Genomic DNA, 13,780 nt, shown 5'->3' with positions numbered 1-13,780 from the left:
CGAGGAGGACACGACATGGCCCTGATCACCTATCTCACCACGATCAAGTTCGGTTTCGGCGAAATCGCCGGCATCGAGGCCGATCTCGCCGGGCTCGGGGTCAGAAAGCCGCTGATCATCGCCGATAAGGGCGTCGTCGCCGCCGGCCTGATCGCCGGCGTGCAGGGGCAGTCGGCGACCTTGCAGGCCGCCCCGGTTTTCGATGCGACGCCGACCAACCCGACCGAGGAGGCGGTCGAGGCCGCGCTCGCACTCTACCGCCAGCATGGTTGCGACGGGCTCGTCGCCATCGGCGGCGGCTCGCCGATCGACCTCGCCAAGGGTGTCGCCCTGCTCGCGAGCCATGACGGGCCGCTCGAGAACTATGCCGCGATCCTCGGCGGCATCCCGAAGATCACGGCAAGCGTGGCGCCTGTCATCGCCGTGCCGACGACCTCGGGCACTGGCAGCGAGGTCGGCCGCGCCGCGCTGATCACCTTGCGCGACGGCCGCAAACTCGGCTTCATCTCGCCGCATCTCATCCCCAAGCTTGCGATCTGCGATCCCGAATTGACGCTGGGCCTGCCGGCCTGGCTCACTGCCGCGACCGGCATGGACGCGGTGACGCATTGCATCGAGACCTATCTCAGCCCGCGCGAGAATCCGCCCGCCGAGGCAATCGCGCTCGATGGGCTGAAGCGCGCGATCGCCTTCATCGAGCCCGCCGTGAAGGACGGCTCCGATCGCGAGGCCCGCAAGGAGATGATGATGGCGGCCCTGCAGGGCGGCATGACCTTCCAGAAGGGGTTGGGGGCCGTGCATGCGCTCTCCCACCCGCTCGGCGGGCTGAAGGAGGTCTCGCTGCATCACGGCACGCTGAACGCCGTGCTGCTGCCGGCGGTGCTGCGCTTCAACGAGCCCGAGGCCAAGACGAAATACGCCCAGATCCGCCGCACGCTCGGCCTTGCCCCCGAGAGCGACCTCGCCGCCTGGATCGCGGGCCTGGTCAACCGGCTCGGCATGCCCGCCAGCCTGTCGCAGATGGGCCTGCCGCATGCGGTGATTCCCGCCATCGCCGAGGCCGCGGTGAAGGATCATTCCAGCGCCACCAATCCGCGCGCGGCAAGCGCCGCCGACTACGCGGCGATGCTGGAGGCGTCGTTCTGATAATCCTCGCCCGGTCAGTACAACCGGGTGCGGTAGCCCTCTTCCAGGGTCGCCTCCAACTCCGCGACTCCGATCACTTTCGTCTGCTCCGCGACGATGCGGCCAAGCGTCGGGAAGCTGCCGCGCTCGACCTGCGAGGCTGGATCCCAGAGCTTCGAACGGATCAGCGCCTTCCCGCAATGGAAGAACGCCTCCTCGACCGCGACCAGGAGGCCGATGGTCGGCGTCCGTTCCTGAACCGTCGAAGGCTCCAGCAGCGCCGGGTCGCGCGTCACCCGCGCCGGTCCATTCACGCGCAGGGTCTCGCTGATGCCTGGAACCATGAAGATCAGGCCGACACCGGCCGCGGAGAGAATGTTTGCGAGACTGTCGACCCGGTTGTTGCCGCGCCGGTCCGGGATCAGCAGGGTCTTGTCGTCCAGCACGCGGACGAAACCAGGCGCATCGCCGCGCGGGCTGGCATCGGCGCGCCCGGCCTCATCCGCGCTCGCCAGCACGAGAAAGGGCGAGAGCGCGATGAAGTCGCGGCAGAACTGGTCGAGATGATTCAAGACCTTGCGTTCGGCGAGCGGAGCGACCGCGCCCACATGGCTGCGCAATTCAGCCGGATCCTCGATCCGGCTTGCGGGATCATCGAAGGTCGCGGTCATTCTGCCCTCCAGCTGCATTTATGGACGTTTCCACGATCCGGCCAGCGGCACCAGACCGGATCGAAATACAACAGCGCATGCCCAGCAGCACTCGCGCGCATGCGAGCGCCTTGACCCCGACTCCGCCGCCAGCCATCGTGCGCCATAATCTCGCCCACCTGCACGAGGCTTTGCTCCCATGCGCCGCGCTTTGCTGCGAACCGCCCTGCTCTCTCTCGCTTGCCTGACGGCTGTACTGCCTGCCGAGGCATCGAGCCGCCGCCATGTCGCGCCGCCCGACATCGCCGAGAACCGAGTCATCCCGATGTACGGCAACCTGCCGGCTTGCGAGGATCCTGCTGTGCTGGGCGAGCTCAGCAGCTGGTTCAATTCGCGCGAAGCCAAATTCTGGGGGCCGCTCCAGGTCGTGACCTATGACCGCATCAAACCCATCGCCTTCAGGCCCTGGGGCGACGATTTCATTCCGCGCCGCTTCTGCACCGGCCGCGTCGCGCTGAACGATGGCAGCCTGCACCGCGTCGATTATTCCGTGCGCGAGAGCCTCGGCCTGTTCGGCTACACCTGGAACGTCAACTGGTGCGTCAGCGGGCTCGACCGGCACCGTTCCTATGCGCCGGACTGCAAGATGGCGCGGCCCTGAACGGCCGACCGCGCGCCATGACCATGCTGCGCCTCATCGCCATGCTTCTCGCTGGCCTGATTCTCTCAGGCCTGCCGGCGCTGGCGCAGGGCCGCAATAACCGCGGCGCCGAGCCTGGCGATTTCGATTTCTATGTGCTGGCGCTGTCCTGGTCGCCGGGCTTCTGCGAACTCGACGGCGGCAGCGACCGCAATCGCGAGCAATGTGCCAGCGGCGCCAATCTGCGCTTCGTCGTGCATGGCCTGTGGCCGCAATATGAGCGCGGTTATCCCAGCGATTGTGGCCCATCCGGCCGCACGCCGTCGCGAATCGCGCTCGACCAGGCGCAAGGCCTGTTCCCGAGCGAAAGCCTCGCCCGCTATGAATGGCGCAAACACGGCACCTGCTCGGGATCGAGCCCGAGCGACTATTTCGCCGATATCCGCCGCGCCCGCGACAAGGTCGCGATCCCGCCCTCCCTGGCGAAAGCCGACAGCGACCAAAGCTGGACAGCGCTCGACATCGAGCGCGCCTTTGTGGCCGCCAATCCCGGCTTGCGCACCGATATGATGTCGGTCGGCTGCAAGCGGGGCGTGCTGCAGGAAGTGCGCATCTGCTTCAGCAAGGATTTGCGCAATTTCCAGACCTGCCAGGAGGTCGACCGCTCCGGCTGCCGCACCCGCGACATCACTGTCGTCGCGCCACGCTGACACGCGCGTAAAAGCCGCGTAAGAGCGCGCGATGAACTATCGTCACGGCTTCCACGCCGGAAATTTCGCCGACGTCCTCAAGCACGTCATGCTGACGCGCATCCTGGCGCATCTGAACGCCAAGGACACGCCCTATCGCGTCGTCGACACCCATGCCGGAGCCGGCCGCTACGATCTCGGCTCGGACGAGGCATTGCGCACCCATGAATGGAAGGACGGCGTCGCCCGGATCGACCGTTCGCCGCTGTCGCCCGCCGTCGAAGAGCTGCTGAAGCCCTGGCGCGATGCGCTTGCCGGCGCGCGCGCGCTTTATGGCGCGGACGCCTATCCCGGTTCGCCCTGGCTTTGCCGCCACGCCATGCGCGCCGACGACAGATTGATCGCAGCCGAACTGCACGAGCACACGCATAAGAAGCTCGCCGCCGTGCTTGGGCGCGATTCGCGCTGCAAGGCGCTCGCGATCGACGGCTGGAACGTCCTGCGCGCCAATGTGCCGCCGAAGGAACGGCGCGGCCTCGTGCTAATCGACCCGCCCTTCGAGGAGAAGGACGAATTCGCGACGCTGGAGGCCGAGTTCATCGCCGCTCACCGCAAATGGCCAAATGGAATCTATGCGCTCTGGTATCCGGTCAAGGACCGCGTCGCCGTCGCCAATCTCACCAGCGCCATCCTGGCGGCGGGGATCGGGCGGCTGCTGCGCCTCGAGATCGATGTCGATCGCCCAGAAGCCGCCGGTGGCCTGAGCGCGACGGGCCTGCTTGTCGTCAATCCGCCCTGGAAGCTGGCGGAGGAGGCTGCGATTCTGTTGCCTGCCTTGACCGAACGCCTCGCGCAGGGGCCGAGCCCGCGCTACCTTTGCGAGCCGATCCGCCCGGATGGCTGACCATTCTCTTCGCCTGCCTTTCTCCCACGACCAGGATACGATCGATGCTGACCTTGCGCTCTTCGCCCGCCTCTCCCTTCGGCCGCAAGGTCAAGATCGCAGCGCTCGAACTCGGCCTGATGGACACGATCGAGATCGTCGCCGCCGACACCAACGACCCGGCCGACCCGCTGCGCCAGCAGAACCCGCTCGGCAAGATCCCGACGCTGGTGCTGGAGGACGGCACCACGCTGTTCGATTCGCGCGTCATCGTTGACTATCTCGACCACCTCGCCGGCGGCGGCAAAATCATCCCGGCCGGCGAGGCGCGATTCCCGCAACTGCGCCTGCAGGCGCTGGCCGACGGCATCTGTGACGCTGCGCTGCTGCAGGTCTATGAGACCCGCTTCCGTCCCGAGGAAGGCCGCAACGCGGCCTGGGTCTCCAATCAGGCGGGCAAGGTCTCGCGGGCGCTCATCGCCTTGGAAGTCGCGCCTCCCGCCTATCCCGACCGGCCGCGCATCGGCGAGATCGCGCTCGCCAGCGCGCTCGGCTATCTCGATCTGCGCTTCGCCGGGACATGGCGCGCCGAGTATCCGGCGCTTGTCGCCTGGCTCGATGCCTTCGCGGCAAAAGTACCGGCCTTCGAAGAGACCCGCTTCAAGGGTTGACCGACCACAACTCAGTGCCGCGAACGCGGCCTGTCTTCTGCTGGAAACGCGCTGTCATCCCGGATGACGGCGCGTTTCCGTCTTGAGCTCTCGCATTCCGATGCGGCGTCTCGGAATCACGCAAGCCCGAACACGACAGCGCTCCAGACAACAAAAAACCCGGTGGCCGAAGCCACCGGGTTCATCAAGCCCCGTGAGGGGATTGAGACTAGAACTTGTAGTTCAGGCCGGCGCGGACGACCGAGAAATCGTTGCCGATCTTCTGGTTGACGCCGAGGTTGGTGAAGTAGCGCTTCTCGCCGAGGTCCGTGTAGAGATACTCGATCTTGGCGGTCAGGTTGTTGGTGAAGGCGTATTCCAGACCAGCGCCGACGGTGTAGCCGTAGTGCGTGTTGTCGTCGGAAGCCGAGATGCCGAGGCCGCTGATCGTGACCTTGTTCTGGCCATAGGCGAAACCGCCGGTGACGTAGGGCAGGAACCGGTCCATGGCATAGCCGACGCGGCCGCGGACGGTGCCGAAGTACTCGAGCTCACCCTTGTTGGTGCCGCCGATCACGTTCACGCGGCTGGACTTCATGTCCGAGTACTGCAGGTCGGTCTCGAGGCCGAGAACGATCTGGCCGATCTGGTAGTTGTAGCCGATCTGACCACCGCCGACGAAGCCATCGGGATCGCCCAGCGTGTTGGTGGCGGCGCCCTTGACGTCATAGTTGCCGAAGCCGTAGCCGGCGTTCACACCGACGTAGAAGCCGGTCCAGGTGAAGATCGGGGCATAGATCGGGGCGACGACCGGGCCCTTGCGGGACGGCAGGTCAGCGGCGGAGGCGGCGCCGGCGGCAACGAGGCCCAGAGCCGCGACGCTCGAAAGCAGATATTTCTTCATGGTATACTCCTTAGTCGTCGCTAGTGCCGGCTTGAGGCGCGGCGGGTGAATTCGATGAACCGTATATAAGACGATGCCGCGCCTTTGTCTGTTGCGTTATAAGCACATCAGGCTTGCAGACCGCGGCAGAAATGCGGCACGAATGGGGATGACTACGGCAAAAGCATTAACCCAGATTAATCACTGTTAAAGCATGCTGAATAGTAAATTGAATACTAATACACTTTTGAAACGCCCCACCCTCCCGAACGCATAACGCCGGCCTTGTCGTAAGGTTCCACTGCTCCTGGCGCGGGGCTCTCATCGACCCGCTTGCCGGTATCGGCGACGCGTGCTTAAGCCGGAAACGACCAATCACAGAATGAGATACCGCGGGTGCCGCCTCTTTCGATTTTCATCATCACGCGCGACGAGGCCGATCGCATCGCCCGGACAATTGAGGCGGTCCGCGCGCTGAGCGATGACATCCTCGTGGTCGATTCCGGCTCGACGGACGGCACCCAGGCCATTGCCGAGAGCCTTGGCGCGCGGGTCGTTTTCAATCCCTGGCCGGGTTACGGCCCGCAGAAGCGCTTCGCCGAGGATCTCTGCCGCCATGATTGGCTGCTCAATCTCGATGCCGACGAAGTCGTCCCAGTCGATCTCGCGACCGAGATCGCAGCGCTCTTCGGCCGGGGCCAGCCGGCCGCCGACGCCTATAAGCTGCGCATCGCGGAGATCTTCCCCGGCGAGCCGGCGCCACATCGCTTCGCTTACGCTCTCTCGCCGGTGCGGCTCTATCGCAAGGCGAAGGGCCGCTATTCGCCCTCCCCGGTCCATGACCGCGTCGATCTTGAGCCCGATGCCCGCGTCGCGCGGCTGAAGGGCACGGTGCATCACTATTCCGTCCGCTCGCTCGGCGAGCAGATGGACAAGCTCAACGGCTATAGCGACGCGCAGGCCGACGATCTCGACCGGCGCAACGCGACCTTGTCCGTGTTCCGGCTCGTCGCCGAATTCCCCGCCAACTTCATCAAGGCCTATATCGGCCGTCGCCATGCGCTGCGCGGCGTCTACGGCTTCATGACGGCGATGAACTACGCCTTCTATCGCTATCTCCGCGTCGCCAAGCATTGGGAGCGGCGGCTGCAGCGTCGCGCCTCAGCCAAACCTGCGGATGGCCGCGATGGCTGAGGTCGCACTGGTCACCGGGGGCGCAAAGCGGATCGGCCGCGCCATCGTCGAGCGCTTGGCGGAGGCTGGCTATGTCGTCGCGATCCATTGCAGCAGCGCGCGCGAGGAGGCTGACGCGCTTGCCGCCAACCTGGTGGCGCAAGGTGTCCAGGCCTGTGTGATTCCCGCCGATCTCGCCGATCCCGTAGCCGTCGAAGCGATCCTGCCGGCGGTAGAGGCGGTGCTCGGCCCGGTCACCCTGCTCGTCAACAACGCATCGAGCTTCCTGCTCGACGATGTCCGCACGATCGACGTGCCGACCTGGAACCGGCAGTTCTCGATCAATCTGCGCGCGCCTTCGGTGCTCGCCGGCGCAATGGCCAACCGCCTGCCCCCCGGAACCGATGGCGCGATCATCAACATCATCGACCAGCGTGTCTGGAAACTGACGCCGCAATATTACTCCTACACCCTGAGCAAGGCCGCCCTGCTGACGGCGACGCAGACCATGGCGCAGGCATTGGCGCCGCATATCCGCGTCAACGCCGTAGGCCCCGGCCCGACCCTGCCCAATTCGCATGATGGCGCCGCGCTGATGGAAGCGGAGATCGCCGGAACCCTGCTCCGGCACAAGGTCGACGCGGCAGAGATCGCCGAGGCCGTGCTCTACCTCGCCCGGGCGCGCTCGGTGACCGGACAGATGATCGCGGTCGACGCCGGCCAGCATCTCGGCTGGCGTACGCCCGATATCGTCGGCTGATCGGGTATCGAGGCCGGGCCTCGCTCCGGCGTCAGACTTGTACGTCGTCGCGATAGGCCGCGCGCTGGCTGCTCAAGGCATCGTCCAGCAATTCGAGCCGGTCCTGCCCCCAGAACACCTCGCCATCCAGCACATAGCTCGGCGCGCCGAACACGCCGGCCGTGATGGCGCTGTTGATCGTCGCTGCGTAGAGCTGAAGCACGGCCTCGCTGTCGGCGGTTTCAAGCAGAGCGGCACCGTTGAAGCCCGCAGCATCGGCGATCCCGGCGATCAGATCCCGCCGCGACAAATCCTCGTCCCGCGCCCAGACGCCGGCGAGCACCTCTCCCACGAAAACGGAAGGATCGCCCCCCGCCTCCCGAATCGCGATCACAACCCGGTCCGCCAGCGAGACGTCGAATGGAAAATGCTGCGGGTAGAGCACCAGCGGCAAGCCGCGCTTCTCGCGCCAGCGCTGGAGTTCGAGGATGCGATAGCGTTGGCGCACCGGATGACGCTTCGGCAAAGGCAGGCCGCCGGTCTCGTCGAAGACCATGCGCAGCGGTGTCGGCCTGTACACGATCTCGCAGCCATGCCGCCGCGCCATCGCGACGAAAGCGGAATGACCGAGATAGGTCCAGGGCGAGAGCAGCGTGAAATAATAGTCGATGGAGCGGGCCATGCTTGTTTCAACTCGTTGGAGGCAAACGAAGCTACGACCCTTCGGCACGACGAAACAAGGGCGCACCTAGTCTGGAGGCTGTTATGGACTCAGGGAGCGTGCCCTTGTTGCGTCAGAGCGTTTTCGAGCGAAGTCGATACCGGTCCCCCGCGACAACCGCGAAGCGTTTGCATGGAGAAAACGCGTTAAAATAAAGATCGAGAGCAACTTCCGATCCAATCGGATCGGAAGTTGCTCTCGTGTCGGATAAAATCAGCCTCGGATCTTTCCAGCGGCAACCGGCCAAGCCAGCCGCCGCAGGCTCAGGCCGCCTTGTTCTTCACCGCACCGATAATGGCGGTCAGGATGGCGCCGCCGGCGCCGCCGCTGATCAGGTTTGTCAGGATGCTGCCTACGCTGAAGTTGCCGCCTTGCATCGCCGTGGAGAGAGCCGGCAGGACGAGCGGGATGAGCTGACCGAGAACGCCGCCGCCGACAAGGCCGGAGATGGTATTGCCCAATGTGCCGAGATCGAAGGTCGGAGTGGCCTTGCCCGCCGCGTTTCCGCCGATGGCGCCGGCGACGAGGTTCATCAAGATCTGTTCCATAGTCCCCCCAAGAGCCACCCCATGTGGCACAGGAACGATGACTCCGTCTGCGAATCGATGCAACTCCAGATCGAATAAAGTAGAGGAACTCGCCTTTACCGCTCAATCCAGCGTGATCGCCGAGATCAACCGGCCATAATCCTGCTCGGCGCGGTGAGTTGTGCGGCGATAGCTGAAGAAGCGCTGCTCATCGCCATAGGTGCAAAGACCCAGATCGACGAATCGGCCGATGCCGGCCTCCTGCGCCCGAAGCCCGATGAAGGCGGGCAGATCGAACATGGCGTGGGCCGGCCGCTCGGAGGCTGCGAAGAAGCGCGCATAGGTCGGATTCGCGGCCTTGAAGCGCTCGACGAATTCGGGACCGACCTCATAGGCCTGGGCACTGATCGTAGGGCCGAGCACGGCCAGGATGCGCTCGCGCCTTGCTCCGAGCTTCTCCATTGCCGTCACCGTCGCGGCGACGACGCCGGTGAAGGCGCCCTTCCAGCCGGAATGCGCCGCGCCGATGACACCAGCCTCGCTGTCGGCGAAGAGGATCGGCCCGCAATCGGCGCTCGACACCCCGAGTGCAACGCCATGGGCCGCGCTCACCATCGCGTCCGCCTTGGGCCTCTCGCCCGGCCAGGGGCCGGTGACCACCTCCACATCGGCCGAATGCACCTGGTAGAGGCTGATCAGATGATCGGGCGCGACCTTGAGATGAGCCGCCATGCGCGCCCGATTCTCGGCGATCGCCGCGGGTTCGTCGGACGAGCCCATGCCGCCATTGAGCGACGCGAAGATCCCGGTCGAAACGCCGCCCTCGCGAGTGAAGAAGGCGTGGCGGATGCCGGTTTCATTGGCGAGGTCGGGGGAGGTGATGAACATCGCTTGTCCGGTTTCATCTGGTAGCAGGCTTCAGACCTGCTCTGGCAGCCGATGAAGGTCAAATCCGGGCAGCGGCAGCAGGTTCCGATGCGATAGCGCCAAAACCTTGAACAATTCGCCCATCCCGGTCGCCCCCTGTTCGGTCAGACGGTCGAAAGCGGCCTCAATTGTAATCGCCTGTTCGCGACTGGCCTTGTGCGACAAGGCTTGCGCGCGCCCCGCCAAGCCCAGCGTCAGCAGGAAATCACGCTGGGTTGCAGGACCATGCGCTGCCGCGCCGGACGACAGGCCGGCCTGCGCCACACGCGCGAAATCGACATGAACAGTGAGATCGGCCTCGCCCGGCTCGCTGAGCGGCGACGTGAAGGCGTGGCTCTTCATCGCCTGGAGCGTGTCGCCAAAGCCGGACCGGGCCGAGCCATAATCGATCAGCAGCGCCACCCCGCCTGCCTCGGCAAGGTGACGGGCGAGCACTGCGACGATATCGAGCGCCGCAAGCGGCTGCTCGAGAAGCGCCCCCTCCGGCGCGGCCAGCGACAGCCCGGCATCGACTGCGGACAGGCCAAAGCTCAGCTCACCCGCGGCATCGAGCCCGACCAAGCGCTCGCGCCAGCCCTGCGGCGTCATCACGAATTGGTCGAGCGGCAGCGCATCGAGGAATTCATTGGCGAGGACGAGCACCGGACCGTCCAGCGCAGTCGCGATGCCATCATGCCAGACCGGCGCGGCCAATCCTGCCAGTGTCCGCGCCTGCATCTCGCGTAGCGCCGGGCTGGTCTCGACGAGATGGACGGAGACAGCGTCGCGGAAGCCCGGAACGATTTTCGTCGCACGCAGGACATCGGCCATCAGCGTGCCGCGCCCCGGCCCGAGCTCAATCAATCGCAGCGAGGCTGGCGCATCCATCGCCTGCCAGACATGCGCGGCCCAGAGCCCGATCAATTCGCCGAACATCTGGCTGATCTCGGGCGCGGTGATGAAATCGCCCTGCGCACCGAAGGGATCGCGCTTCATATAGTAGCCATGGCGCGGGTGACCGAGGCAGAGCGCCATGTAGCGCGAGACGCTGATCGGCCCCTCCTCGCGGATCAGGCCGGCAAGCTCGGCCTTGAGCGCACTCACGCGCTGGAGCCGGATGGCATCGGATGGGCGCGCCTTGCCCGCAGCACCAGCACGAGTCCGGCGAGGAAGAGTGGCAACGAGAGCAGCATGCCCATGGTGACGCCACCGCTCAGCGCGTCGACATTGCCGCCGAACAGGAAGCCGAGCTGCGGATCGGGCTCGCGGAAGAACTCGCAGACGATGCGCGCAACCCCATATCCCATGCCGAAGATGCCCGCGACCAGCCCCGGCCGCTTGAGGCCGCCGAGGCGCACGACGAGCGCGAGCAGGGCAAACAGCAGCAAGCCCTCCCCAAGCGCCTCGTAGAGCTGGCTCGGATGACGCGGCAAAGGCCCGGCATTGGGGAAGACCATGCCCCAGGGCAGCCCGGGCGCCGGCCGGCCCCAGAGCTCGGCATTGATGAAATTGGCGATGCGGCCGAGGAACAACCCGATCGGCACGACGGCAGAGGCGAGGTCGAACATCGCCAGCACCGGATAGCCGCGGCGCTTCGCGAACAGCCACAGGCCAACCGCCGCTCCAAGCAGCCCACCATGGAAGGACATGCCGCCCTGCCAGATCGCAATGATGTCCTGCGGACGAGCGAGGTAGCGCTGCAGATCGTAGAACAGCACGAAACCGAGCCGCCCGCCGAGCACGACGCCCAGCGCCACGAACAAGATCATGTCGTCGAGCTCTTCCGCCTTCGGCCGCGACCGCCCGGCCCAGAGCGGATCAGCCGAGACCAGCCGGCGCGAATACCACCAGCCGCCGAGCAGGCCCGCGACATAGGCAAGCCCGTACCATTTCACCGAAAGCGGCCCGATCGACAGCGCAACCGGGTCGATCACCGGGAAGGGAATGGCGAAGACGGGCATGGGCAAAGGGTCCGGTGGACGGGCGCAAGGTGATGGCCACCCGCCCGCCGCGCGGTCAAGCAAAAAGGCGCATGGGAGGCGCCCTGCCCGCCCTATTCAGAGCTTGACGATGAGCTTGCCGAAATTCTTGCCCTCGAGCAGGCCGATGAAAGCCTCGGGCGCATTGGCCAGCCCCTCGACGATGTCCTCCTTGTATTTCAATGCGCCTTCCGCAATCCAGCGCGACATCTCCTGCTCGAAGGCTGGGCGCTGCGCCACGAATTCACGTTGGATGAAGCCGCGGATCGTCAGGCTCTTGGACAGCACCTGGCGCATGACGACAGGCAGCCGGTCGGGTCCCTCGAAATCGCCCTCGCTGTTGTATTGGGCGACAAGGCCGCAGACCGGGATTCGGGCAAAGGTATTCAGAAGCGGGAAGACGGCGTCCCAAACCTTCCCGCCGACATTCTCGAAATAGACGTCGATGCCGTCGGGACAGGCCGCCGCCAGTTGCGCCGCGAAATCGGGAGCGCTGTGATCGATGACGGCGTCGAAGCCGAAGGTCTCGCGGATGAAGGCGCATTTCCTCGCGCCGCCGGCGATGCCCACGGCGCGCGCACCCTTGATCCGGGCGATCTGGCCGACGGCCGAGCCGACCGGTCCGCTCGCCACCGCCACGACCACGGTCTCGCCCGGCTTGGGCTGGCCTATCGTCAACAGGCCGGCATAAGCGGTGAAACCGGGCATGCCGAGCACGCCCAGCGCCGTGGTGACAGGCGCCACAGTGGGATCGAGCTTGCGCAGCTGCCCTGCATTGGCCACCGCATAGGACTGCCAGCCGGAATGGGAGAGCACGATGTCGCCCGGCTTGAAGCCGGGATGGCGGCTCTCCAGCACCTCTGCGACCGTGCCGCCTTCCATCAGCTGGTCGATCTCGACCGACGCGGCATAGGATTTCGCGGCGCTCATCCGCCCGCGCATATAGGGGTCGAGCGAGAGATAGAGGATCTTCAGCAGCACCTGCCCCTCGGCCGGGCTCGGGCAAGCGACGGTCTCAAGCCTGAAATTTCCGAGCGTCGGCCGGCCGGTAGGGCGGGAGGCGAGAACGATGCGCCGGTTGTCCCTAGCGGTCATGATCGATCTCCCATCCTTCGGCGCGGGCCGTAGCGTTCGGCGTCGCAGCGACGCCGGTTTCCACTAAGCTCGGCACAACACAGCCGGAACGCAAGACACTCCGGAAGATAAGACACCCCGGAGCACAACGCTCGGAGCCGCCCCATGAAACGAGAAGTCATCCGCGTCGAACCGTTCTCGAGCTGGGGCGAGCGCCTGAAGGTGCCGGTCTCGACACTGGTCCGCCATGGCGACACGCTCTACCTCTCCGGCATTCCGCCCTTCGATCCAGCAACCGGCGAGATCGTCCAGGCCTCGATCGAACGCCAGACCGAGATCGTGCTGGAGCAGATGAAACTCTGTCTCGAAACCGCCGGCTCGTCGCTGGAAAATGTCCTGAAATGCAATGTCTATTGCACCTCCGTCGAACAATTCGCGACCGTGAATGCGGTCTATGCGCGCTACTTCCCCAAGGACCCGCCGGCCCGCATCTTTCTCTGCGTGCCAGCCTGGTTCGGGCCGTTCGACATCGAGATCGACTGCGTCGCCGCGGTTTGAGCACGTCGTCGCCGGACCGTCGACCTTCGAGACCGACCGGCCCGGCATAGGGTTGCGGCACTTGCACTCGGGACTTGCACTCGCGACTTGCACTCGGGCTGGGCTCAGCGATAGCCGAGCGCCGCGAACTGCTCCTTGAACCACCAGAAGCCGGCGGCTGTCGCCACTGCGACGAGCACGAACATGAGCCAGCCGGTCGCGGTCAGGTTCTGACGAGAGGCGTCGGCATATCTGAGCCTCTCGCCGAACAGGACGAAACCCAGTCCGCAAATGACGCAGAGCGGTACGATCGCAAAAACCTTGAGGAAATAACGCACTTCCGGCGCGCCCTGCCGGGCTTCCTGAAGCGGCCCCAGCACGAAGTACCAGCCCAGGCCGAGCCCGAGCGCGATGAGGACCAGGCCACCCAGCCGCGCCTTGAGATCCTGCCGCATGGATTGAGCTTTCCGTTCTTTCTCGAAGCTGACGAATCGGCCGGCCTTATATCGGCCAATGACGGCGGTAAGGGTCCTCCCGTGCCTCTTTGGCACTCCCAGCCTGGGAACCAGTCCGGAATCGACTTTTCGGACAGCCGATGCCTCAA

At 65.4% G+C, this 13,780-nt stretch carries 17 protein-coding genes; 8 read left to right on the top strand and 9 right to left on the bottom strand.

Translation table 11 applies throughout. From position 1 onward, the window contains the following. The first annotated feature begins 15 nt into the window (after positions 1-15). A complete protein-coding gene (locus J2Y55_RS04700) occupies positions 16-1,146 on the top strand; it encodes an iron-containing alcohol dehydrogenase (protein WP_310148232.1) in 1,131 nt (376 codons plus the stop codon). Positions 1,147-1,160: 14 nt separating this feature from the next. On the opposite strand, the gene J2Y55_RS04695 is transcribed toward J2Y55_RS04700, so the two are convergent. Then, positions 1,161-1,796, bottom strand: coding sequence for a pyridoxamine 5'-phosphate oxidase family protein (locus tag J2Y55_RS04695; protein ID WP_310148229.1), 636 nt, complete (start codon positions 1,794-1,796; stop codon positions 1,161-1,163). A 178-nt stretch (positions 1,797-1,974) separates the two neighbouring features. Here J2Y55_RS04695 and J2Y55_RS04690 point away from each other — a divergent pair, with 178 nt between their 5' ends. Genes J2Y55_RS04690 through J2Y55_RS04675 form a run of 4 tightly spaced genes read left to right on the top strand, consistent with a single transcriptional unit; the run spans position 1,975 to position 4,658 of the window. Next, positions 1,975-2,436 (top strand): hypothetical protein, encoded by a 462-nt coding sequence (locus J2Y55_RS04690; protein WP_310148226.1) that lies wholly within the window; start codon positions 1,975-1,977, stop codon positions 2,434-2,436. A gap of 17 nt (positions 2,437-2,453) precedes the next feature. Next, positions 2,454-3,125, top strand: a complete 672-nt coding sequence (locus J2Y55_RS04685; RefSeq protein ID WP_310148224.1) for a ribonuclease T2 family protein — start codon at positions 2,454-2,456, stop codon at positions 3,123-3,125. Positions 3,126-3,156: 31 nt separating this feature from the next. After that, positions 3,157-4,008: a 23S rRNA (adenine(2030)-N(6))-methyltransferase RlmJ gene (locus J2Y55_RS04680; RefSeq protein WP_310148221.1), complete on the top strand. Its 852-nt coding sequence runs from the start codon at positions 3,157-3,159 to the stop codon at positions 4,006-4,008. Between the two features lie 44 nt (positions 4,009-4,052). Beyond that, a complete protein-coding gene (locus tag J2Y55_RS04675; protein ID WP_310148218.1) occupies positions 4,053-4,658 on the top strand; it encodes a glutathione S-transferase family protein in 606 nt (201 codons plus the stop codon). 208 nt (positions 4,659-4,866) lie between these two features. On the opposite strand, the gene J2Y55_RS04670 is transcribed toward J2Y55_RS04675, so the two are convergent. After that, on the bottom strand, positions 4,867-5,541 hold the full coding sequence (locus tag J2Y55_RS04670; RefSeq protein WP_310148215.1) for an outer membrane protein: 675 nt from the start codon (positions 5,539-5,541) through the stop codon (positions 4,867-4,869). Between the two features lie 375 nt (positions 5,542-5,916). Here J2Y55_RS04670 and J2Y55_RS04665 point away from each other — a divergent pair, with 375 nt between their 5' ends. Then, entirely contained in the window at positions 5,917-6,714 is a 798-nt protein-coding gene (locus J2Y55_RS04665) for a glycosyltransferase family 2 protein (RefSeq protein WP_310148212.1), read from the top strand. Continuing rightward, entirely contained in the window at positions 6,707-7,453 is a 747-nt protein-coding gene (locus tag J2Y55_RS04660) for an SDR family oxidoreductase (protein WP_310148209.1), read from the top strand. The genes J2Y55_RS04665 and J2Y55_RS04660 overlap by 8 nt, the downstream gene beginning before the upstream one ends. Positions 7,454-7,484: 31 nt before the next feature. Here J2Y55_RS04660 and J2Y55_RS04655 read toward each other — a convergent pair whose 3' ends face one another. The 6 genes from J2Y55_RS04655 to J2Y55_RS04630 form a co-directional block, all read right to left on the bottom strand. Beyond that, on the bottom strand, positions 7,485-8,114 hold the full coding sequence (locus J2Y55_RS04655; protein ID WP_310148206.1) for a 2-hydroxychromene-2-carboxylate isomerase: 630 nt from the start codon (positions 8,112-8,114) through the stop codon (positions 7,485-7,487). Between the two features lie 302 nt (positions 8,115-8,416). Further along, positions 8,417-8,686, bottom strand: a complete 270-nt coding sequence (locus J2Y55_RS04650) for a hypothetical protein (protein WP_310148202.1) — start codon at positions 8,684-8,686, stop codon at positions 8,417-8,419. A 117-nt stretch (positions 8,687-8,803) separates the two neighbouring features. Next, on the bottom strand, positions 8,804-9,568 hold the full coding sequence (pgeF, locus tag J2Y55_RS04645; RefSeq protein WP_310148199.1) for a peptidoglycan editing factor PgeF: 765 nt from the start codon (positions 9,566-9,568) through the stop codon (positions 8,804-8,806). A gap of 30 nt (positions 9,569-9,598) precedes the next feature. After that, positions 9,599-10,690 carry a class I SAM-dependent methyltransferase gene (locus tag J2Y55_RS04640; protein WP_310148196.1) on the bottom strand — a complete coding sequence of 364 codons (1,092 nt, stop codon included), beginning with the start codon at positions 10,688-10,690 and terminating at the stop codon, positions 9,599-9,601. Continuing rightward, positions 10,687-11,547: a prolipoprotein diacylglyceryl transferase gene (gene lgt, locus J2Y55_RS04635; RefSeq protein WP_404978811.1), complete on the bottom strand. Its 861-nt coding sequence runs from the start codon at positions 11,545-11,547 to the stop codon at positions 10,687-10,689. The genes J2Y55_RS04640 and lgt overlap by 4 nt, the downstream gene beginning before the upstream one ends. A gap of 96 nt (positions 11,548-11,643) precedes the next feature. Further along, positions 11,644-12,660 (bottom strand): NADP-dependent oxidoreductase, encoded by a 1,017-nt coding sequence (locus J2Y55_RS04630; RefSeq protein ID WP_310148190.1) that lies wholly within the window; start codon positions 12,658-12,660, stop codon positions 11,644-11,646. Positions 12,661-12,804: 144 nt separating this feature from the next. Between J2Y55_RS04630 and J2Y55_RS04625 the strand changes: the two genes are divergently transcribed. Then, entirely contained in the window at positions 12,805-13,197 is a 393-nt protein-coding gene (locus tag J2Y55_RS04625; RefSeq protein ID WP_310148186.1) for a RidA family protein, read from the top strand. Positions 13,198-13,301: 104 nt separating this feature from the next. Here the strand turns inward: J2Y55_RS04625 and J2Y55_RS04620 are convergent, their stop codons facing one another. Beyond that, complete coding sequence (locus J2Y55_RS04620; protein WP_310148181.1) at positions 13,302-13,631, bottom strand: hypothetical protein; 330 nt, start codon at positions 13,629-13,631, stop codon at positions 13,302-13,304. Between the last annotated feature and the right edge of the window lie 149 nt (positions 13,632-13,780).

It is taken from the genome of Allobosea sp. BE125 (genome assembly GCF_031456075.1).
Classification (GTDB): Bacteria; Pseudomonadota; Alphaproteobacteria; order Rhizobiales; family Beijerinckiaceae; genus Allobosea.
The sequence above is the reverse complement of the archived record's forward strand: the minus strand, read 5'-3'. Positions and strand labels throughout refer to the sequence as shown.

Excerpts from the sequence above, each read along its gene's own strand:
- J2Y55_RS04655 (WP_310148206.1), bottom strand. The coding sequence starts at position 8,114 with ATGGCCCGCTCCATCGACTATTATTTCACGCTGCTCTCGCCCTGGACC.
- J2Y55_RS04680 (WP_310148221.1), top strand. The coding sequence starts at position 3,157 with ATGAACTATCGTCACGGCTTCCACGCCGGAAATTTCGCCGACGTCCTC.
- J2Y55_RS04675 (WP_310148218.1), top strand. The coding sequence starts at position 4,053 with ATGCTGACCTTGCGCTCTTCGCCCGCCTCTCCCTTCGGCCGCAAGGTC.
- pgeF (WP_310148199.1), bottom strand. The coding sequence starts at position 9,568 with ATGTTCATCACCTCCCCCGACCTCGCCAATGAAACCGGCATCCGCCAC.
- J2Y55_RS04690 (WP_310148226.1), top strand. The coding sequence starts at position 1,975 with ATGCGCCGCGCTTTGCTGCGAACCGCCCTGCTCTCTCTCGCTTGCCTG.
- lgt (WP_404978811.1), bottom strand. The coding sequence starts at position 11,547 with ATGCCCGTCTTCGCCATTCCCTTCCCGGTGATCGACCCGGTTGCGCTG.
- J2Y55_RS04660 (WP_310148209.1), top strand. The coding sequence starts at position 6,707 with ATGGCTGAGGTCGCACTGGTCACCGGGGGCGCAAAGCGGATCGGCCGC.
- J2Y55_RS04695 (WP_310148229.1), bottom strand. The coding sequence starts at position 1,796 with ATGACCGCGACCTTCGATGATCCCGCAAGCCGGATCGAGGATCCGGCT.
- J2Y55_RS04625 (WP_310148186.1), top strand. The coding sequence starts at position 12,805 with ATGAAACGAGAAGTCATCCGCGTCGAACCGTTCTCGAGCTGGGGCGAG.
- J2Y55_RS04700 (WP_310148232.1), top strand. The coding sequence starts at position 16 with ATGGCCCTGATCACCTATCTCACCACGATCAAGTTCGGTTTCGGCGAA.
- J2Y55_RS04630 (WP_310148190.1), bottom strand. The coding sequence starts at position 12,660 with ATGACCGCTAGGGACAACCGGCGCATCGTTCTCGCCTCCCGCCCTACC.
- J2Y55_RS04685 (WP_310148224.1), top strand. The coding sequence starts at position 2,454 with ATGACCATGCTGCGCCTCATCGCCATGCTTCTCGCTGGCCTGATTCTC.
- J2Y55_RS04670 (WP_310148215.1), bottom strand. The coding sequence starts at position 5,541 with ATGAAGAAATATCTGCTTTCGAGCGTCGCGGCTCTGGGCCTCGTTGCC.
- J2Y55_RS04620 (WP_310148181.1), bottom strand. The coding sequence starts at position 13,631 with ATGCGGCAGGATCTCAAGGCGCGGCTGGGTGGCCTGGTCCTCATCGCG.
- J2Y55_RS04650 (WP_310148202.1), bottom strand. The coding sequence starts at position 8,686 with ATGAACCTCGTCGCCGGCGCCATCGGCGGAAACGCGGCGGGCAAGGCC.